Below are 19752 nucleotides of genomic sequence, written 5' to 3'. Positions count from 1 at the left end.
AATGTATGGAAATTAGAAGTCAATTATGTCTTTTATAAGGTATTTAAGCTTTCAAGTTCGACAGATATCGTAACATTTCCTTTTTCATCCTTTGTTCGCTTAAGAATGGTGTAATTAATTAGTGAAAGATGCTCTGAACGGGTGACTGCTTCACTTAAATAATACATGCTTTCAGTAGTAATTTGTTCTGGAGGGATGTTCAATTTTTCTATTTGTTTGGAGACTGCTTTAAGATCCAAAAGTCCTTCACCAAGAATCATCTTCAAATCATTGACTTGATTCTCCGTTAAACCATTCCCAAGAGCCATTAAAACCGGCTTGGAGGCTGTATTAATATTAATCGAAGTAATTTCAGGTAATGCGGTAATATAGGGTGACAGCAGAAGATAATCCTGTGCGCTGACACTTTGAATAAGACGAAATTCAGAAATGGATTTCATTGGCTGATGACTGGGTAAATAAGGTGGTTTATTTTGCTTGTAAATGCTAAGTAGCCGGTCTGTGCCTTGATCGGGTTTATAGGGCGTCACCCAATGTGCTGTCGCCAAAACCTGTGATTTGCGTTCATTAGAATTCATGCTAGGTAATATCTGCTCTAACAATTGATTAAAGGTGATTTCATATCGTTTATCTTGCAAGTTATTGAGGTTAAAACGTGCCTGTAGGTCGATGAGTTTTCCTGTGGTTCTAATTTGCGGATATAAATTCTCATAGCGATTAGGGTATTCAATGGTTTCAGGAAGTGGTTTATTAAATTCGGGGTTGGATAATAAATTCATAGCCCAAAAGGTCACTCCTTGTGAAGCGAGATATAATTTATCGCTGGTAATGGTCAAGCGAGTTCGATAGATATCCAAATGTAAACGAGTACTCATGGCCGTGACAGCGATTGCCACCAAAGTCATAATAAAAAGCGCTGTTAAAAGAGCACTTCCTCTTGATTTGAATTTAAGACCCATACAACGCCTCAGGCACAATAAATAATAAATTCATTCTTCCCCAGACTTCGAGCTCTATATCCATTTGAAAAGCAACTGGTAACGGTTCTTTAGTTTGATTTTGCTGAACGGCATTAGCTCGCCATTCAGATAATACTTGGCGGCTTCGATTTAAATAAGAAAATTTACACCGTTTTATTTTATTCAATAATACCTTGTCACTGTATTGTTCCCGGCTTGGCGTATCAAGCATTCTCCAGCTTCTGCGAATCAATTTGTCATTTTGACAAAGATATGCCACACGCTTTAAAGTACTTCTTTTTTCAGTACTATTGGGATTTACCATGCCATCCCGTGTGAATTCGGTATATCCAGGTTCGCCAATAAAAGAAGGTATTAATAGCATATCATTACCACGAATTGCGCGATCGATAATTTGTTTAGTATCTCTTTCAATAATGGTCATCGTTAGCTGTAATGAATTAAGACGATCGGCTTGTTCGTTAACACGAGAGCGTGTGGTAAAGGCATGATACATAGAAGTGGAGGTAATAACTGCCAAAATTGCAAACACGGCTAATGCGATCATGATTTCAATTAACGTGTAGCCTTTTATCTTCATGATAAATACCTATAGGCAATCAATTCGTCTGTAAACGGACCAGATTGACTTGTGCTCACTTTGATGGAAATGATTTGCGTTTTTTTAAAAGGTCCTGGCAATAATTGGGCTCGCCAATACCAGTTCTGATTCAACATACTTGTAACTTCGGTGATGGGTTGCCCAGCAGGTATGGTAATTAACCCAAGTTGGATAGCACTGACTCCTTGCATAGCGACCCAGTGACTGATTGTGCGCTCCTTAATGCGTTGAGTATAGTTCACATCTTGTGACGTAGCTTTTAATAGGGCGGTGAGCGCAATAGCGAGCACGGCGAGCGCTAATAACACTTCAATTAATGTAAATCCGTTTTGTTTAGTTGACCTATTCATTTCGCCAAATCAATATTAATATGACCGTCATGATTTCCTCGAATAGTAACAAGCTTTGTCTCATTATCCAGATTAAAGCTTACAACAAAAGGGCTCATATCACCTGAAGCGTTAATTATAATTTCTGGGCCATCTTTTTGAGGCCGGTTCGTATCCCATTGCAAGCGAGCGGAGGTAGGAATTTTTTGGAATGAAAAAATCCCTTTATCAGAGACTTTTTGCCAAATACCTTGTGGACTATAACGAACAACTTGATATCCTTTGGAGCTTAAATCGATGCCTAACGTACTCGCTTCCAGTATGGCTTGCTGTTGAGCTAATTTGATATAATTTGCAAATTGCTCGGCTGCCACAATAACTTTTCGTTTACCGCCAAAATCTCCAAATGACAGCAGAGCAAAGGTCAATGCGATTCCGATGATGACCATGACAATTAAGATTTCAAGCAACGTAAAGCCGGCTTTGGTCTTATTGATCGATACAGGTTTATTTCGCATCCCAATTGCCAATTTCAGAGTTTATGCCTTTACCACCAGGCTGCCCATCGGCACCAAGGGTAAAAATATCTATTTCACCATGCTGGCCAGGATTTAAATATAAATAATCTCTTCCCCAAGGATCCTTTGGTAAGGCTTTTAGATAGGGTTTCCAGTTTGGCGGTACAGGATTGGTGGTTGGTTTTTCTACCAACGCAATCAGCCCCTGATCGGTTGTAGGATAAAATCCATTGTCTAAATGATACAAATCTAAAGCATTTTCTATGGCTAATACATCTTGTTTGGCTTTAACGACGCGGGCTTCATCAGGTCTACTAATAATTTTAGGAACAACAATAGATGCTAAGATACCGAGAATCACAACGACAACCATGATTTCAATAAGAGAAAAACCACTACGTTTGTTCATATTACTAACTGCTCCATAGAGAAAATAGGCAACAGCGTTGCCAGCACAATAAATAAAACAACAGCACCCATTAACATAATAATTAGGGGTTCTAATAGGGTCAGTGCTGTATCAATTAAACGTCTCACTTCTTTATCTAGATGGGAGGCTGCTCGTTCCATCATTTCTGCAAGCAAGCCACTTTTTTCACCACTTGCTATGAGATGAATCGCCATAGGACTTAAAAAGCCGGTTTTCTTCAAAGCAGTATGAATTGCTTTTCCTTCACGCACATCAATTGTAGCTTCATCAAATGCTTTACGCATAATTAAATTATTTAACAAACTGGCTGAAACTCTCATCGTCTCAAGTATGTTGACTCCTGCCGCAAATAAAATACTGAAGGTATGGATATAGCGCGCGGTATTTACTGAGCGAACGAGATAAGCCACTACTGGTATCTTAAGCATAGCACGATCCCAGAACATTCTGATTGAAAGATAACGAAGACTTCTTTTAATAGCAATGATAAGCACAATTAAAGTAATTAAAATATATAACCCGTAAGATTCAACAAAAGAACTGATTGCTATTAGAACCTCGGTCATAGGTGGTAAAGATTGCCCGCTAGTACTAAATACTTCAATGATCTTAGGAACAACAAACGCTAATAAGAAGCTGATAATCCCTAAAGACACAATGACCATCAAGCTAGGGTAGATGAGTGCTTGTTGAATTTTTTGACGAGTTTGTTGTTGTTGTTCTGTATAATCGGCTAATTTTTCTAAAACCACATCCAGTCGGCCTGATTGTTCACCTGCAGCAACCGTAGCTTGATACAACTCTGGAAAAGCATAAGGATATTCTGCCATAGCTTGCGCGAGAGAATACCCTTCAACCACTTTCGACCGAACACCCATAATGAGCTGCCGTGTTTTATCTTTGTCCGTTTGTTCTATAACGCCGCGAAGTGATTCTTCCACGGGAATTCCAGCAGCCAATAACGTTGCTAATTGGCGCGTAAACAAAGATAAATCTTGTGCAGAAAGCTTATTTTTATGTGCGCTCTGATGAAAGCGCTTTAAGGCTTGAACTTTGGTAGGTACCAATTCCTTTTCACGAATTAATTGTCTGGCTTGACGTTCAGAGTCCGCCTCTATGACTCCTTTGCAGGTTGCACCAGATTTCGTAATTGCTTGATATTGGTATGCTGCCATTTCAACTCGTTTGTCTAGTTTGTCTCATCAAAAAAAGAATCGAGTATAGGTACTTTAACTTCTATAAGACGAGTATCTGCAATCCGATGCGTAATCCGATGCGTAAATTAAAAAAATATTCTTTCTTAAAGTAGTTTAATCTATTGGGTTTAATAAGTCACTTAAGGTAAACTACTGCATAGGGCAAACTCATAGTTTGTATTAATAAAGCATAATATGTTTCATTTCTATGCGAGCAGGAATGGTCTCGCTAAGTGTTTTTATTCTTTATAACATTAGGATGACTTGCCTTAAAACTACCGTCGTGCTGTTACATGGAGATAATAATGAGTAAAGAGGTACTGCTTCAAGCGATTAATGAACATGAAATCAAATTCATTGACTTACGGTTTACGGACACGAGAGGAAAAGAGCAGCATATTACTATCCCTGTGTCTGCTGTAAATGATGATTTTATTGAACATGGCAAAATGATTGATGGCTCTTCCTTTAAAGGGTGGCAAAAAATTCATCAATCTGATTTGGCTCTGGTTCCAGATTTAGACAGTGTTCAGCTCGATCCATTTTATCAAGAAAATACACTTTTTATTCGATGCAATGTCGTTGATCCCCAAACGATGCTTGGATATGACCGTGATCCTCGGTCTTTAGCGTTACGTGCTGAAGCATACCTTCAATCAACGGGCATTGCCGATCAAGCTTATTTTGGTCCTGAACCAGAATTCTTTTTATTTGATGATGTCCGATGGGAAACTAATATAAGTGGTTCTTTTTACAAAATTGATTCCGAAGAAGCTCAATGGAATTCAGGTAAAGTCGTTGAAGGGGGGAATATAGGTCATCGTCCACATATTAAAGGCGGTTATTTCCCCGTTCCGCCTGTTGACTCTTCGCAAGATATTCGTTCAGCCATTAGCCGAATTTTAGAAGATCTTGGTATTGAAGTGGAAGCCCATCATCATGAAGTGGCAACGGCAAACCAATGTGAGGTGGCAACTCGTTTTAACAGTTTGACGAAAAAAGCCGATGAATTACAAATTTTAAAATATGTGGTTCATAACGTTGCACATAATTACGGGAAAACGGCGACCTTTATGCCAAAACCTTTGGTAGGTGATAATGGAAGTGGCATGCACTGCCATCAATCTCTGAGTAAGGATGGTGTGAATTTATTCTCTGGCGATCAGTATGCGGGCCTTTCTGAAACCGCTTTGTATTACATTGGAGGTATTATTAAGCACGCCCGTGCTTTAAATGCTTTCACAAACCCTGCAACGAATAGTTATAAACGACTAGTACCTGGGTTTGAAGCCCCTGTTTTATTAGCGTATTCTGCTCGAAATCGGTCGGCTTCCATCCGTATTCCTCATGTTAGCAGCCCCAATGCCCGCAGAATAGAAGTTCGATTCCCAGATCCCACTGCGAACCCATATTTAGCGTTTTCTGCCATGATGATGGCGGGGTTAGATGGAATTCAAAATAAAATTCATCCGGGACAACCTATGGATAAAGATCTATATGATCTTCCTCCAGAAGAATTGATTGATGTGCCTACTGTCGCAAGCTCCTTAGAAGAAGCGGTAAATCACCTTCGTCAAGACCATGAGTTCTTATTACAAGGGGATGTTTTTAGTAAGGAATTCATTAAGAGCTATATCGAATTACGTGAACAAGACATCGCACAAGTACGCAGTTTAGTACATCCTTTCGAATTCGAGCTATATTATAGTAGTTGATTCATTATTTTCCATTGATTGGGAGATACGAGTTAGCAAGGCCTACCATTAGGTAGGCCTTGGCTTAGACTGGATAGAAGTCCTAATTCAAACTAAGACCATTTCCTCATTATAGCTGGAGCATAGGATGAAAAAGACACTTCTTTTTACTTTTTTAATGGCATTAAGCTTACCTATGCAAGGGCAAATTTACAAATGGACCGATAGCAGTGGTACTGTTCATTTTACCGACAAACCTCGGCCTGGCGCTGAAAAGGTCGATTTACCAGCAGTACAAACGTTCTCATCACCTCCAGTTGAACCTGTAGCAACCCCCGAGCCCTTACAACTTGTAGATGAAGCTACCGATTATAAGATTGAAATTGTAGAACCTAAAAATCAAGCCACCATTCGAAATAATCAAGGCTATATATCCGTTATGTTGCAGATAACTCCTGAACTTAAAGAAAGCGATAAGGTACAAATTCTTTTTGATGGTTCACCGCTTGGAGAGCCACAAGCGAACACCGTTTTTGCGTTAAAAGATGTTAACCGTGGTGCTCATAGTATTGCCGCTCAAATTGTGGGTGGGGCTGGGAAGGTGTTGGACACAAGTGAAGCCATCACCGTCTACATGCATCGACCTCGAGTCGGTATGGTTCCCCAAACACGGCCAGCAGGCAGAAGCCCTTGAAATTTCTCTTATAAACCCTATCTATATCCAAGAGGTCACATCTGGGTAGTCCAGACGTATTTTTTTGAATTTAGCCAGCAATGGAGATTTATCAATGGCAAGTAAGCAGCAAACCATGGGATTTCAAACTGAAGTGAAGCAAATGCTTCATCTAGTGGTCCACTCATTATACAGCAACAAAGAAATTTTCTTGCGTGAATTAATTTCAAATGCTTCCGATGCATTGGATAAACTACGATTTCTTGCTTTATCAAATAGTGAATTATATGAAGGCGATTCTGATTTAAAAATTACGATTGATTATAACGAAAAATTAAAGACGATTACGATTCGAGACAATGGCATTGGGATGAGCCGTGACGAGGCAGTTGAAAATTTAGGAACCATCGCCAAGTCGGGAACTAAAGAGTTTTTAAGCAAACTCACCGGCGAATCAGCAAAAGATTCGCACTTAATTGGTCAGTTTGGCGTTGGATTTTACTCAGCCTTTATTGTGGCTGATAAAGTTACGGTAAAAAGTCGCCGTGCTGGTCTAAAACCTGATGAAGGGGTTGTTTGGGAGTCTGCTGGCGAAGGTGAATTTACAATCGCAGAGGAAACCATAAAGGAACGTGGTACAGCCATTACATTGCATCTTAAAAAAGAAGAAGAGGAGTTTTTAAGCGAGTGGCGATTACGAAATATCATCAACAAATACTCTGATCACATTTGTTGGCCAATTGTTATGAAGACAACTTCACCAGAAGATAAAAAGAAAGAAGAATATGAAACCGTCAATAAAGCCACCGCTTTGTGGACTCTACAAAAATCAGAAATTACCGATGAAGAGTATCAAGAGTTATATAAGCACATTTCTCATGATTTTCAGAATCCATTAATTTGGTCGCATAATCATGTAGAAGGAAAACAAGATTATATCAGCTTATTGTACATCCCAAGTCATGCGCCATATGATCTTTGGCAACATGAAGTTAAACATGGGTTAAAGTTGTATGTTAAACGCGTATTTATCATGGACGATGCATCGCAATTTTTACCTCGTTACTTACGCTTTGTAAAAGGAATTGTCGATGCCAGCGATTTACCTTTGAATATTTCTCGTGAAATTCTGCAAGACAATAAACAAGTGGAAAGCATTCGTACTGCTTGCACAAAACGGATTCTTTCTATGCTAGAGAAATTGAGTCGGGATGATTCAGAAAAATACCAGCAATTTTGGGATGAATTTGGCTTGGTTATTAAGGAAGGGCCTATCGAAGATCCCGTTAATCTTGAGAGTCTTTCGAAGCTACTACGTTTTGCAACCACTGCTTCAGAGTCTGAAAGACAAACGGTTTCCCTTCAAACCTATGTGGATCGCATGCAAAAGGGGCAGGATAAAATCTATTTCATCACAGCTTCAAGCTACAATGCCGCCAAAAATAGCCCGCATTTAGAAATTTTTAAGAAAAAAGGGATTGAGGTTTTATTATTAAGTGATCGAGTCGATGAATGGTTGGTTAGTTATTTAAATGAATTTGATGGAAAGCCACTTCAATCCATTAGCAAAGGTAAAATTGATTTAGTAGATGAAAAAGAGGTAAAAGAGCAAGAAAAAACCTTAGAACCTATGCTTAAGCAAATTAAAGAGGTCCTCGGTGATCGAGTGAAAGAGGTAACCATAACTCATCGCTTGACCGACTCACCCGCCTGCGTAGTTGCCGATGAAGGTGATTTGGGATTGGAGATGCAGCGAATACTTCAGGCCGCAGGACAAAAGTTACCTGAAACAAAGCCCATATTTGAAATTAATCCCGAACATCCTTTAATTCAGCAACTTCATGCTTGTCAGGATGATGAACGATTCGCCAAATGGACGGTTGTCTTATTTGAGCAAGCCGTCTTATCTGAAGGTGGGCAACTTGATAATCCCGCGGATTTCGTAAAACGCATGAATGAGTTGCTTTTAAATTCCTAATTCAACATCTTTCGATTAGGTCCAGGTCTATCTTTTGTTAGACCTGGACCATTTAACATCCGCTTTTATAAGCTTTCCAAAGTGCCAAGTTTTTCCATTTGAAACGACAACTGATTCTAATCCAGAAAACTGCTCATACTGCTCTTTTGGAATAGTAAAGATCAGTTTATGTTGATCTCCACTATCACTATAACGGCTAAGCATAAATTCCATTTTCCCGATGCGTAAAATAGGCAAAGCGTCAGAAACGATGAATTTTTCTTGGCTTTCTAGATGAATCTCAACGAACTCTTCATTTGTATGCGCTTGTTTAGGTTGATTAAGTTGAACCACTTTAATTTGATTCAACTTTTCAGGCACAATTAAAGAATGCGAAACGCGGGCGTCATTAGCTGATTTATGAAAAGATGGAATTCGGTGAGGCATTTCTTTAGTGGTATCGAATCCAGGACCATAATCTTTATTAAACCGAATGGTTGTAAGATAGATTGCTCCTGACTCGGTTTGGTCAAAAGAAAAGCGAACCGAATGAATTTTTCTTAAATCAACCCCTTGGAATTGTGATAAAGGGATCCTGACCGTTCTAAAAAGAGGATTAAATTGATATTCATCATCATAGCTTCCAGGTCCATTCAAGATTGAGAATTCGCTTAATTTCACAGGGGTTGAGATCTTCTCATCAGCATCCACAAGATGAATGCTTAAATCGGTTTCGTTCGCGCGGTTTAAAATGCTATCCGAGCGCATCACTCGAAAGTCAAGTGTCATGAACGAGGATATATCCTTTCCTTGGCCAATAGCTGACCAAACGGATTCAAAATAGGGCGTATTCATAACGCGTTCCCATTGAATTTTTGCAACACGTTGTTTTACTTTGAGGGAAGGGTCCACTTCACCGTGGATGATTTTAATATGATGATGAACATTACTGAATCCCGATGAATTAATACCTGTATTTTGATTAAAATTATCCACCACGGCGATAGAATGGTTATTTCGTGATGGGAAATAATCTCTATCAATTTGCGTAATTTGTTTTAAGATTATGGGAAGGGGACTTAGTGGATTAAAGTGTGCCATGTCTTCCTTTCGATTGAGCAAATGACCTTTAAAGAAGGCTAGCACGCTGTTCTGAGCGATTAATTGTTGCCTTTTCGAGTCTTTATCAAAAGGAGAAAATAAGATATCTGAATGACTACAGATTTCAAAACGCACGTCAGGGATTTGCCACTCTGTATTAAAAAAATTATGATTTGCACCCCATACTTCATAGAGTGATTTTGGAGTGTTATCAATAATCGAATCATCGTTGATCATTCGTTCAAATGGGTTTTTCCCCTGTGCATCAACGACATCGCCATCGCATAATGGAAGCAGTTGATTCCAAGCAACTTGATCTGCATTCAATTGATCGAGCATGTGTGTATAAGAATTAAAGATGGGAAAATCCGTACCCCCAATTTCATAGAGTGCGTTAATGGATAATTCTGGCATCAAAGTTTTCCATGCACTTCCTGGCTCCTGATAAAGAGCATAAGCCGCTCGAATCCCTTGCGCGCCACGGGAGTGCCCAAATAAGCCAACTCGAGTAAAATCCATCTTGTTAACGATTGGTTTTAATTTAGGATTTAACTTTCTAGGAAATGAGTTGGCAGCAAACCATTTATACAGTAAGGAAAGATGTTTAAGAATCAAACGTCCCCTGGCTTTGATTAAGGCAACGTCGTCAGGGGAGCTTTTACCGCCGTTTATTCCACGATTAGAATTAATAGAGATAGTAATAATACCCCAAGAAGCTAGCTGCTTCGCAATGTAATTGTATCCCTCATGATTCGGGACAACCACATACCCTTTGGGGCATTCGCCTGTGATAGTATAACTCGTATCATCATCAATTCTAGGATTTTTCCCTCGTCCACAAGTCGAATGATTGCCATGAAGCATAATAACTAAGGGGCTGGGGGATAATTGCTCAATATTTTTTGGAAAAAAAACTCGAGCCCAAATTTCTGTTTTTTCATCATTTAAAACATCTGTATGTATTTTTGCAGGGAGGCGATATTCTTCAGTATCCACTTCATAAGGGCCATTCTGATCTTCTATTGCAAAAGAGTTATGGGCTAAGCAACGCGTTACAAAAAAGAATGAAAGGGCAATAATAAGACATAACCTTGCTGATTTCATACAATATACCTCTCCCAGAGTCGAAGAATAAAAATAAAAAGGCCCGCAATGGCGAGCCTTCTGGGTAAAACCGTTATTTTTTATTCCTCAGTTAAGCGGAAGTACTTTGTTCCAAAATAGCGTTGAAGTTTCTTGCGAATGGTACCGCGGCTGATCCCTAGCATTTTTGCGGCTTGTAGTTGATTTCCTCTGCGCTTTTCCATAACCGCTTGTAAAAGAGGTGGCTCAACTTCAGAAAGAATCATGTCGTAAAGGCCAGAAATAGATTTATTTTTGTTTTCAGCAAGAAAACGATTTACTAATCCATAGACCAGTTCTTGCAACCCTTTTTCTTGAGTTGCATTGGCACTGTTAACACTGCGTGATTCAGTAACATTCATGGGTAACTTCCTTATTTTAATTAACTCTTACAGTCCAAGCTCTCTCTTACCAATAAATAGAGAGAATATCATTTTACACGAACAAAAATTAAGAATCTAGAATTTACATGATAATATAGCTCATTGATTGTATATGATTTTTTAAATCAAGGTCGATTTAGATACAGCCAACTTCTTTTTTAATCAAATCGGTAATCGTGCAATCGGCGCTTTGGGCAGAAAGCGATTGTTTAAGCACTACGAGATTTTTTATCATTCGTTCAGTAAACGTTTGATCCAAGAGCAGTTTAGAGATGAGACGTGTCAATTCATGTACATTAAAGTCATATTGTAATAACTCGGGTGCAACCATCTTATCTTGTAATAAATTTGATAAACCGAGATATTTAACGTTTATCAATTTAGAGGCTAAAAGGTAGGTAAGTAAGGAGGCTTTGTATATGATGCACATTGGTTTTCCGAGTAGGGCACATTCGAGTGAAGCAGTTCCCGATGCGACTACCACACATTCACTCATTGCAGCAACATCAATGGCATGACCTGAAACTAAGGTATAAGAAAAGGATTTATCTTGTAAGAAGCGTTCAATCTCGTAATCATCAATCGTATTGGCTACAGGTATAACTATATGTAAATTCTCAATGTTTTTATGTAGCGTTTCCGCAGCACAAGCCAGAATAGGCATATGTTTTTTTATTTCATGAGTCCGGCTACCAGGAAGAATAGCCAATAACCGTTTATTCTCAGGAAGTCCGAGCGATTTTAAGGGTTCTGTTAAAAATTTATGATGCTCCATTCGGTTAACCAGCGGGTGCCCTACAAACGATACAGGTATTCCCGCTGATTCATAAATAGCTTTTTCAAAAGGCAAAATAACCGCCATATGATCAATATGCTGCTGAATGGTATGAATTCTTCCAGCTTTCCATGCCCAGATTTGGGGGCCGATATAATAAAGAATGCGTAAACCAAGCTCGCGTTTTGCAAATTTGGCTAATCGCAGGTTAAATCCAGGGTAATCGACCAACACGAGCAAATCAGGTTTTGATTCTCTAAGATGTTTTTGTATGGCTTTAAATGCTTTTTTAATGATACTAAAGTGACGTAAAACTTCCGTAACTCCTGTGACACCAAAACGCGCCAAATCGCTGATAAGTTCAGCTCCAGCAGCTTCCATGTTTCTTCCACCTATACCGGTCACTTTAAGCGATGGATCATCTCGTTTTAATTGACGAATCACCTCGGCTGCATGCTGATCGCCTGATTCTTCGCCTGCAACAAAAACAATATGTTTATATAGCCGCATAGCGTGCAATTAAGTGATTATTAATCAACGTGGTGATCTTTTCTGCTGTAGAAAGTGCAGCACATCCATCCTGGCCTGTCACAAGCGGCTCGCTGTCTTCACGAATACAATTGACGAAGGATTTAATTTCCTCAAGTAATGCATCGCCTTTTTCAAAAGCAGATTGATGGCGCGTTATTTCAGGAATACCGGGGAACATTTCACCTTCTCCTTTCTGAAACACAGCAAACTGCTTGTTTTGATAGTCAATGGAAATGTAGGTGTCTTGTTGAAAAATACGAGTTTTCCGTTCAGATTTAAAACTGATTCGACTGGCGGTTACATTAGCCACACATTGATTTTCAAAAGTAATTCTGGCGTTCGCAATATCGATAGACTTGGTTAAGACCGGTGCCCCTTGGGCATCTATATTTTTAATTGGGCTATGGACAATAGATTGGATAATATCGATATCATGAATCATTAAATCCAAGATAACATTGACATCTGTTCCTCGAGGATTAAATGGGGCAAGGCGATGCGACTCAATAAATAAGGGTTGGGTAAGATGATCCTCCAAGGCTAACCGTGCTGCATTAAACCGCTCTAGATGGCCCACTTGTAATTTAAGACCGTTTTCTTCAGCCAAAGAAATTAACTCTTCAGCTTGCGCAACGGTTTCAGTGATTGGTTTTTCAATTAGAACGTGTATGCCATGTTGTAAACAATCTTTAGCAATTGCAAAATGAGCATTTGTGGTTGCAGAAATACTAACAGCATCCACTTTACCAAACAGATCATGATAATCTCTTACGCCTTGAACATTGAGCTCCTGAGATACGGAATCCACAACACTTTTGTTAACATCACAGACTGCAATCAGCTCGACATCACTTAAGGATTTATATTTTTGCGCATGAAAGCGCCCTAGGTATCCCACCCCAATTACAGCACATTTTAATTGACTCATAATAATGAAGACTAAAATAATTTGCAGGCATTATCGCATTAACAAAATTTCTTAGCAATTTAAGTGGGAATAATTCACCATTTCACTGAGCAATAAGAGCGAGTAGATTTGATTTTAAACGACCCCATCCCATGGAGTTTTTGATTTTTTTATGTTAATATAGCTCATTATTTGTACTGTAGGTATGGAATTAAACATCATGAAAATTTCTGCTACTGTTCTTGATGAAAAAAATAACCTGGTATTTGTCACGCTATTTGAGTCTTATTTAGCAAAATTTATTCTTGAACATAGTGAGCTCTATGTTGAAGCGTTTAAAAAACTGTTGCATGGCCTCGACCAGTTGCTCACTACAGAGAATGAATTACGCCAGCAAATCATATCCAGGAAATCAAAGGGGTTTGATCTGGATCGCGTTTTATATTTCATTTTTTCTCAAGTCAATGAACAGTATCCAGGATATGCGTCATTTAGAGATGTAATAGATAATTTTCAGCTTTCCTCCGCGGATTACTTACTAAAGCAGATTACAGATAATGTTTTAACACCAGCCAAACCAACTCCAAGCCCCGTTGTTAGCCAAGTTGGAATATTTAAATCGATTACTGAGCCAACATCGAGACGAAGTCCTTTTAATTCGTCACGAAGTCCTTTGCTTTTTCATGAGCGGAATAGGGGGGTAGTTGAAATATCTTCTGAACTTTCAGACGAGGATGAGGCTAATGATGAGTTTACTTATAATTTGGGAATCGTTTCAGAACTCTTTACGCCCGCTGATTTTAAGGGGTATTTTAAGCATCCAATTTATCCTGCTAGATACAATTACTATCCTCATGAAGAGAGTTATGTAGCGCGTTGGCTCAGAAAACGTCAATGTCCGGTTATTTCAGGTTCATCTGGCTCTACGGAAGCATTATTATCACGTGTTTTCCCCTTGATACAGACTTTGACCTCTGAAGAGAAAAAAATCATACTGTTCGCACAAGCATGTAATATGGTTGCCAATGGCCATCATTCTATTTTTGAAGCCATGATTGTTGCAGAGAGTTTTGGCTATGTGCTTGAAACCAAACCCACATTACTTGAATTTTATTTACAAGGTGTTCCCGAAGTCATTCAAAAAAGTGAAGCGTTTCATGATTTTCTTGCATCTGAGGCAATCCAATCCTTACCTATGGATAGACCCATGACACCTCTTGAGATAAGTACATCGGAAGAAGATGGGTTTTTTGATGAAATCTCAATGCTTACAACTTAATGACCTTATTGAGACATAGGTTACACTCAAAGGTATTTGGCGTCCCAGGCAGGATTCGAACCTGCGACCTGCCCCTTAGGAGGGGGCTGCGCTATCCAGCTGTGCCACTGGGACCCTTTACCGGAGTAAGTTTATCCTTATGAATATCCTATGTCTACTTCACATCCCAATATAATTGGGACCCCCGCCGCCCTCAGGTGCAAACCAAACAATATTTTGCCGAGGATCTTTAATATCGCAAGTTTTACAATGTATGCAATTTTGAGCATTGATTTGCAGCCTAGGCCCTGATTCCTCTTGAACAATCTCATAGACTGCTGCAGGGCAATAATGCGTTTCAGGGGATGCGTAAATTTTATAATTTACATCGATAGCTAACGATTTATCCCGCAACTTCAAATGAGGCGGTTGATTTTCTTCATGAAAGGTATTGGATAAATATACGGAAGACAATCGGTCAAAGGTTAGGACCCCATCTGGTTTTGGATAATGAATTTCTTTGCATTCTTTTGCGGGCTTTAACGTAAGATGATCGGCATGATTAGAGAGCGTCCATGGTGAGTGGCCCCGAGTAATATAAGTTTCAAATGCTGCATTAATAAGACCTGGCAGAAGACCGTATTTAAATCCCGGACGGATGTTTCGCACTTTGTATAGCTCATCGCCCAACCAGGATTGTTGGAGTGTTTGCTGATAGTTTTTAAGTTCAAAGACTTCATCAGAAGATTCATTTAGTGCATTAAAGCATACTTCAGCCGCTACCATAGCAGATTTAATTGCCGTATGAATTCCTTTTATTTTGGGGACATTTAAAAAACCAGCAGCATCCCCAATTAAAGCCCCTCCAGGAAAGGTTAATTTTGGCAAAGATTGCCAGCCACCTTCACTTAGCGCTCGAGCACCATATTCAATTCGCTCGCCATCTTCGAGCAATGAACGTATAAAAGGGTGGGTTTTGAAGCGCTGCATTTCTGAAAATGGGTTTAACCAAGGGTTTTGATAATCTAAGCCCACCACAAATCCGATTGATACGCGATGTTCAGAAAAATGATAAATAAAAGATCCACCATAAGTTTGATGATCCAACGGCCATCCAAGAGTATGAACTACTTCACCTAGCCGATGCTTTTCTGGCGAAACACGCCAGATTTCTTTGATACCTAATCCATAGGTTTGAGGTTGACAAGTCTGGCGAAGATCAAAACGGTTCATAAGATTTCGGCTTAATTGCCCACGGCATCCTTCTGCAAACAGTGTTTGTTTGGCGTGTAAATGCATCCCAGGCTGGTAATGATCGGTTTTTTGACCTTCTTTATCTATTCCCAACTCGCCAGTAGACACACCGATTACTTGACCGTCACCATCATATAGAATATCCGTTGCAGCAAAGCCTGGATAAATTTCACAACCTAATTCTTCGGCAATACCAGCTAAATACTGACATAATTCGCCTAGACTAATAATGTAATTGCCTTTATTGTGCATGGGTTTTGGCGTAGGCAAACGAAAAGCACGTTGTTTAGATAAATAATAAAATTTATCGCGCGTAACTGGCGTATTAAGTGGAGCTTGTTGCCAACTATCTGGCAATAGCTCCTTAAGGCTAGAAGGTTCTAAAATAGCCCCTGAGAGTATATGAGCGCCAATGTGGGCGCCTTTTTCCAAAATACAAACACTCACATCACAATTTTCTTTTACGGCTAACTGTTTTAGTCTAATGGCTGCGGCTAATCCGGAAGGACCCGCCCCCACAATGACCACATCATAATCCATTGTTTCGTAAGTCACACCAACTCCCCATGTAAAATCAGAATAATCGCTTGTATCGGAATGAAGATCAAGAACGAGCGAATTTAAATTATTCCCTTAACTCATTTAAACTGCAGTTTGCAGTTTGAGGGAGCAGAATTTTTGGTTGACATTGCTTTTCAGCGACATAGTATGTTGAAAACTAATGAAACTTCTTAGAGTTGGCTATAATAAATCTAATAAGTATTCAATTTTTAACATTATTTTTAAGGACAGCCATGCAAGTTTTACCCTTTAAACAATCCAATCTTGGTACAATTGGTGTAGAGGTAGAACTACAGATCATCAATAGCGATAGCTTTAAATTAACCTCCTGGGCTAAAGAAATTCTAGATGAGTTAGAAAATACAAAATATCAGAATCGAGTTAATCATGAAATCACCCAAGGGATGATTGAAATTAATACAACCGTTCATGAATCGCCTGAAGATGTGCATTCTGAACTATTGGAATTGCAAGCTGTTCTTTTGAAGTTAGTTCACAACAAAAAGATCACATACTGCGGCGGCGGAACCCATCCATTTCAAGATTGGCATGACCAAAAAATATTTCCAGATCCTCGCTATAAAAGAGTATTAAAAAAATTCCAGTTTCTTTGCCAACAGGCAACCATATTCGGACAACATGTGCATTTTGGTTGCGAAACTGCTGAAGATGCCATTTACTTAACCCACGCATTAGCGCAATACACGCCTCATTTTATTGCTCTAAGCTCCTCCTCGCCTTTTTTCCAAAGTATTGATAGTGGCTTTTGCTCTTCTAGGAATACTCAATTTAATGCTTTTCCTATTTGTGGCTACATGCCTTTTATTGAAAATTGGAACGAATTTTCCAAATATTTTTTTCATTTGAAACACTTAGGACTTGTTGAAAGCATGAAAGATGTTTATTGGGATATTCGACCTAAACCAGAATTTGGCACGGTTGAGGTCAGAATTTTAGATACCCCGTTAACGTTGAAAAGGGCAGCAGCACTCGCTGCCTTCATTCAGGCTTTGTCTTTGTATCTTATCCAGGAAAAACCCATAACTCCTTCAAAAGAATTTTATTTTTTATACAGCAGCAATCGTTTTCAAGCCAGTCGCTATGGGATGGAAGGCAAACGCGCAGATTGCATCAATTATCAAAATCATATCATTCGAGATGAGCTTCTCGAACTTTTTGAAACTCTAAAGCCTTATAGTAAAGAAAAAAGTACGGGTGAATTATTTAATGACTTACACCAATCTGTTATTCAAAACGAATGCGATGCCACCTTATTACGAGAAAAATATAATGACACGCATTCATTAGAAGCAGTGGTAGCCGAACAGTGCAACCGATGGTTGAAACACTCAGGGGATAGATTATGAATAAAATTCAATCTAAACCCACGCTGTGTCATTTAAATCAAGATCAGACCAAGGCATTAGAAACAGGGAGACTGGCTGATTACTTAAAACCAGAACAAATTGGTATGTTAGTTCATCAATGTAAAGCCTTTAGTTTCTCAAAGGGACAATGCATTGTACGACAAGGTAAACCCGCAGAAGGGGTTTTTATCATTGTTGAAGGCAAAGTCGATATTGTGGCTCGGATACTTGGAGAGGGTAACACTAAAATTGAAACATTGGAGCATAGTGGGATTATTGGAGGGATCAGTTTTATTGAAAAAGGACCATCCCCAACTTCTGCCATTGCAGTGACTCCTGTTGTTTGTTTGTTTATATCCTCAGGTTTTTTTGATTTTTTAAATGCCATTGATCCCGATGCGAAATATAAAATCACAAAAGCGATTAATAAACAATTATGCAGAAGCATGAAACGAACGCATGATCGAGCCGTCAAATTTATTACAAAATCTCCTATGGTAAGCTTATCTTTTATTGGTAGGGCGCTACAGTCTGTGACTGAACCAACGGCCTTTTCTCCTAAGGATGAGGACGATCCAGACATTAAAGCTGTGTTGTTAAACCCATTATTTTACAATTTTACTAACGAAGAAAAGTCTGAATTATTAGAACATTCCTATTTTATTAAAGCACCTAAGAATTGTATTTTAATTCATGAAGGCGAAAAAAAATCATCATGTTTTGTTGTATTACATGGTGCGGTGCAATCCAGCATTATGCAGAATAACAAATTAGCTAAACTCTCCGTGATTGGACCGGGTTCATTATTTGCTGGCGTAGCATGCATCGATAAAAAATCGAACTTTACCATTAGTTTTATCACATGCGAATCGTCTGTTTTATTTAAATTATCTGAAGAACATTTAAATTATTTTAAACAAGATAAGCCCATTATTTGGTATAAACTCTTTAATCTTATCAGCCAATCCCTAGTAGCACTTGGGAAATCCATCAATAAATTGGATGTCAGGCTACATATTGAAACATACAACAGGTAACCGATATGTGCAGGATATTATCTTATTTAGGAAAACCTACCCTTGTAGAAGAGTTATTGTATAAACCGGATAATTCGTTTATTAAACAAAGCTATAACCCTAAGTACATGTCCTATCTGCTTAACCTTGCTGGCTTTGGAATGGCCGCTTGGGAAGAACATTCACATGATCCAAAAAGGCCTTATCTCTATAAAACACCCGAGCTACCTTTTTATGATGAAAATTTAAGAAATCTAGCCACTAAAATAACACCTCATTGCTTATTGGCACACTTAAGAGGTGTTGATTATCATGAGCCACAAGTCGTAGCCAATCAGAATGTTCATCCTTTTTTGTTTCCAGGCGTTAACCTCACACTTGCACATAACGGTCATTTATATGATTTTGATACAATGCGCTATGATTTACTCAAATACATTAAAGAACCTTTTCAACCTTTTATACGGGGAACGACAGATAGTGAATGGATGTATGCTGTTTTTCTTTCTCAGCTTAAAGAACCTTATGGGTCTCATTTTGATTCTGAAGATATTATCAATGCTCTACTTGAAACCTTTAAAATTTTAAAATATGTACGAAAGCAACATGATATTGCCATCAATTCACCCGTAAATTTATTTCTTACAAACGGCGAGTTCATTGCTGCTACCCGCTATGTTCTTGATTATGGATGGTTACCAGAAGATGGTCCCCCCTCCAGTCATTTTGCCTATCATTCCCTTTGGTATACTTATGGAGAACGCTACGGGTATTACGAAGGAGAGTATAAGATGAAAGGAGGGGACAAAAAATCGAGTATTATCATTGCCTCAGAACCTCTAACAGAAGACACAACGACCTGGTTAGAGGTACCGGAATACACCTTGCTCTATGCACACAAAGAAGAACAAGAAGTTAAAATCATCTCACAAGATATTAATCTGTAATTTCCTCATTAGACCTTAAGGTTTAAATTTGCAGCTTGGTAAATCACGAAACACTCTTAAAACGATTGAAAGATTCAATCATTTCAGAGTATACACACAAGTTTATCCACAGAATTTGTGGACAACATGAACGGGGTTGTTTAAAAAATGCT

General features: G+C 38.8%; 18 protein-coding genes and 1 tRNA gene. 7 read left to right on the top strand and 12 right to left on the bottom strand.

Annotated features, from left to right (window positions below; all coding sequences use genetic code 11):
- Nucleotides 1-32: 32 nt before the first annotated feature.
- Genes gspK through gspF form a run of 6 tightly spaced genes read right to left on the bottom strand, consistent with a single transcriptional unit; the run spans nt 33 to nt 4033 of the window.
- A complete protein-coding gene (gene gspK, locus E1O41_RS00905; RefSeq protein ID WP_131775426.1) occupies nt 33-959 on the bottom strand; it encodes a type II secretion system minor pseudopilin GspK in 927 nt (308 codons plus the stop codon).
- Nucleotides 949-1560 carry a GspJ family T2SS minor pseudopilin variant LspJ gene (gene lspJ, locus E1O41_RS00900; protein ID WP_165481053.1) on the bottom strand — a complete coding sequence of 204 codons (612 nt, stop codon included), beginning with the start codon at nt 1558-1560 and terminating at the stop codon, nt 949-951. The genes gspK and lspJ overlap by 11 nt, the downstream gene beginning before the upstream one ends.
- The gene (lspI, locus tag E1O41_RS00895; RefSeq protein WP_131775424.1) at nt 1557-1931 is read right to left on the bottom strand and encodes a GspI family T2SS minor pseudopilin variant LspI; all 375 of its coding nucleotides are present in this window, start codon (nt 1929-1931) and stop codon (nt 1557-1559) included. The genes lspJ and lspI overlap by 4 nt, the downstream gene beginning before the upstream one ends.
- A complete protein-coding gene (gene gspH, locus E1O41_RS00890) occupies nt 1928-2428 on the bottom strand; it encodes a type II secretion system minor pseudopilin GspH (RefSeq protein WP_131775423.1) in 501 nt (166 codons plus the stop codon). The genes lspI and gspH overlap by 4 nt, the downstream gene beginning before the upstream one ends.
- Nucleotides 2418-2837 carry a GspG family T2SS major pseudopilin variant LspG gene (lspG, locus tag E1O41_RS00885; protein ID WP_131775422.1) on the bottom strand — a complete coding sequence of 140 codons (420 nt, stop codon included), beginning with the start codon at nt 2835-2837 and terminating at the stop codon, nt 2418-2420. Before lspG ends, gspH begins: the two co-directional genes overlap by 11 nt.
- Nucleotides 2834-4033, bottom strand: a complete 1200-nt coding sequence (gene gspF / locus E1O41_RS00880) for a type II secretion system inner membrane protein GspF (RefSeq protein ID WP_131775421.1) — start codon at nt 4031-4033, stop codon at nt 2834-2836. Before gspF ends, lspG begins: the two co-directional genes overlap by 4 nt.
- A 326-nt stretch (nt 4034-4359) precedes the next feature.
- On the opposite strand from gspF, the gene glnA reads away from it, so the two are divergent.
- The 3 genes from glnA (at nt 4360) to htpG (ending at nt 8399) form a co-directional block, all read left to right on the top strand.
- The gene (gene glnA, locus E1O41_RS00875; RefSeq protein ID WP_131775420.1) at nt 4360-5769 is read left to right on the top strand and encodes a glutamate--ammonia ligase; all 1410 of its coding nucleotides are present in this window, start codon (nt 4360-4362) and stop codon (nt 5767-5769) included.
- Nucleotides 5770-5896: 127 nt separating this feature from the next.
- Entirely contained in the window at nt 5897-6442 is a 546-nt protein-coding gene (locus E1O41_RS00870) for a DUF4124 domain-containing protein (protein ID WP_131775419.1), read from the top strand.
- Nucleotides 6443-6536: 94 nt separating this feature from the next.
- Nucleotides 6537-8399: a molecular chaperone HtpG gene (gene htpG / locus E1O41_RS00865; RefSeq protein WP_131775418.1), complete on the top strand. Its 1863-nt coding sequence runs from the start codon at nt 6537-6539 to the stop codon at nt 8397-8399.
- A 27-nt stretch (nt 8400-8426) separates the two neighbouring features.
- Here htpG and E1O41_RS00860 read toward each other — a convergent pair whose 3' ends face one another.
- From E1O41_RS00860 to E1O41_RS00845, 4 genes are all read right to left on the bottom strand, one after another.
- Nucleotides 8427-10583 (bottom strand): alpha/beta hydrolase, encoded by a 2157-nt coding sequence (locus E1O41_RS00860; protein ID WP_131775417.1) that lies wholly within the window; start codon nt 10581-10583, stop codon nt 8427-8429.
- A gap of 80 nt (nt 10584-10663) precedes the next feature.
- On the bottom strand, nt 10664-10963 hold the full coding sequence (locus E1O41_RS00855) for a helix-turn-helix domain-containing protein (RefSeq protein WP_131775416.1): 300 nt from the start codon (nt 10961-10963) through the stop codon (nt 10664-10666).
- Between the two features lie 157 nt (nt 10964-11120).
- Nucleotides 11121-12269 carry a lipid-A-disaccharide synthase gene (lpxB, locus tag E1O41_RS00850; protein ID WP_131775415.1) on the bottom strand — a complete coding sequence of 383 codons (1149 nt, stop codon included), beginning with the start codon at nt 12267-12269 and terminating at the stop codon, nt 11121-11123.
- Nucleotides 12256-13218 (bottom strand): Gfo/Idh/MocA family protein, encoded by a 963-nt coding sequence (locus tag E1O41_RS00845; protein ID WP_131775414.1) that lies wholly within the window; start codon nt 13216-13218, stop codon nt 12256-12258. Before E1O41_RS00845 ends, lpxB begins: the two co-directional genes overlap by 14 nt.
- A gap of 199 nt (nt 13219-13417) precedes the next feature.
- Here E1O41_RS00845 and E1O41_RS00840 point away from each other — a divergent pair, with 199 nt between their 5' ends.
- Nucleotides 13418-14476, top strand: a complete 1059-nt coding sequence (locus tag E1O41_RS00840; protein WP_131775413.1) for a hypothetical protein — start codon at nt 13418-13420, stop codon at nt 14474-14476.
- Nucleotides 14477-14513: 37 nt separating this feature from the next.
- On the opposite strand, the gene E1O41_RS00835 is transcribed toward E1O41_RS00840, so the two are convergent.
- A tRNA-Arg gene (locus tag E1O41_RS00835) sits at nt 14514-14590 on the bottom strand.
- A gap of 45 nt (nt 14591-14635) precedes the next feature.
- Nucleotides 14636-16264 carry an electron transfer flavoprotein-ubiquinone oxidoreductase gene (locus tag E1O41_RS00830; RefSeq protein WP_131775412.1) on the bottom strand — a complete coding sequence of 543 codons (1629 nt, stop codon included), beginning with the start codon at nt 16262-16264 and terminating at the stop codon, nt 14636-14638.
- Between the two features lie 239 nt (nt 16265-16503).
- Between E1O41_RS00830 and E1O41_RS00825 the strand changes: the two genes are divergently transcribed.
- Genes E1O41_RS00825 through E1O41_RS00815 form a run of 3 tightly spaced genes read left to right on the top strand, consistent with a single transcriptional unit; the run spans nt 16504 to nt 19600 of the window.
- A complete protein-coding gene (locus E1O41_RS00825; protein WP_131775411.1) occupies nt 16504-17637 on the top strand; it encodes a YbdK family carboxylate-amine ligase in 1134 nt (377 codons plus the stop codon).
- A complete protein-coding gene (locus E1O41_RS00820; protein WP_131775410.1) occupies nt 17634-18674 on the top strand; it encodes a Crp/Fnr family transcriptional regulator in 1041 nt (346 codons plus the stop codon). Before E1O41_RS00825 ends, E1O41_RS00820 begins: the two co-directional genes overlap by 4 nt.
- Nucleotides 18675-18679: 5 nt before the next feature.
- Nucleotides 18680-19600 (top strand): class II glutamine amidotransferase, encoded by a 921-nt coding sequence (locus E1O41_RS00815; protein ID WP_131775409.1) that lies wholly within the window; start codon nt 18680-18682, stop codon nt 19598-19600.
- Nucleotides 19601-19752: the final 152 nt, after the last annotated feature.

Source organism: Legionella impletisoli, from assembly GCF_900639875.1.
Taxonomy (GTDB): domain Bacteria; phylum Pseudomonadota; class Gammaproteobacteria; order Legionellales; family Legionellaceae; genus Legionella_A; species Legionella_A impletisoli.
The sequence above is the reverse complement of the archived record's forward strand: the minus strand, read 5'-3'. Positions and strand labels throughout refer to the sequence as shown.

Excerpts from the sequence above, each read along its gene's own strand:
- E1O41_RS00855 (WP_131775416.1), bottom strand. The coding sequence starts at position 10,963 with ATGAATGTTACTGAATCACGCAGTGTTAACAGTGCCAATGCAACTCAA.
- E1O41_RS00815 (WP_131775409.1), top strand. The coding sequence starts at position 18,680 with ATGTGCAGGATATTATCTTATTTAGGAAAACCTACCCTTGTAGAAGAG.
- glnA (WP_131775420.1), top strand. The coding sequence starts at position 4,360 with ATGAGTAAAGAGGTACTGCTTCAAGCGATTAATGAACATGAAATCAAA.
- lspG (WP_131775422.1), bottom strand. The coding sequence starts at position 2,837 with ATGAACAAACGTAGTGGTTTTTCTCTTATTGAAATCATGGTTGTCGTT.
- E1O41_RS00860 (WP_131775417.1), bottom strand. The coding sequence starts at position 10,583 with ATGAAATCAGCAAGGTTATGTCTTATTATTGCCCTTTCATTCTTTTTT.
- lpxB (WP_131775415.1), bottom strand. The coding sequence starts at position 12,269 with ATGCGGCTATATAAACATATTGTTTTTGTTGCAGGCGAAGAATCAGGC.
- gspH (WP_131775423.1), bottom strand. The coding sequence starts at position 2,428 with ATGCGAAATAAACCTGTATCGATCAATAAGACCAAAGCCGGCTTTACG.
- E1O41_RS00820 (WP_131775410.1), top strand. The coding sequence starts at position 17,634 with ATGAATAAAATTCAATCTAAACCCACGCTGTGTCATTTAAATCAAGAT.
- E1O41_RS00840 (WP_131775413.1), top strand. The coding sequence starts at position 13,418 with ATGAAAATTTCTGCTACTGTTCTTGATGAAAAAAATAACCTGGTATTT.
- E1O41_RS00845 (WP_131775414.1), bottom strand. The coding sequence starts at position 13,218 with ATGAGTCAATTAAAATGTGCTGTAATTGGGGTGGGATACCTAGGGCGC.
- E1O41_RS00825 (WP_131775411.1), top strand. The coding sequence starts at position 16,504 with ATGCAAGTTTTACCCTTTAAACAATCCAATCTTGGTACAATTGGTGTA.
- htpG (WP_131775418.1), top strand. The coding sequence starts at position 6,537 with ATGGCAAGTAAGCAGCAAACCATGGGATTTCAAACTGAAGTGAAGCAA.
- gspF (WP_131775421.1), bottom strand. The coding sequence starts at position 4,033 with ATGGCAGCATACCAATATCAAGCAATTACGAAATCTGGTGCAACCTGC.
- E1O41_RS00870 (WP_131775419.1), top strand. The coding sequence starts at position 5,897 with ATGAAAAAGACACTTCTTTTTACTTTTTTAATGGCATTAAGCTTACCT.
- lspJ (WP_165481053.1), bottom strand. The coding sequence starts at position 1,560 with ATGAAGATAAAAGGCTACACGTTAATTGAAATCATGATCGCATTAGCC.
- lspI (WP_131775424.1), bottom strand. The coding sequence starts at position 1,931 with ATGAATAGGTCAACTAAACAAAACGGATTTACATTAATTGAAGTGTTA.
- gspK (WP_131775426.1), bottom strand. The coding sequence starts at position 959 with ATGGGTCTTAAATTCAAATCAAGAGGAAGTGCTCTTTTAACAGCGCTT.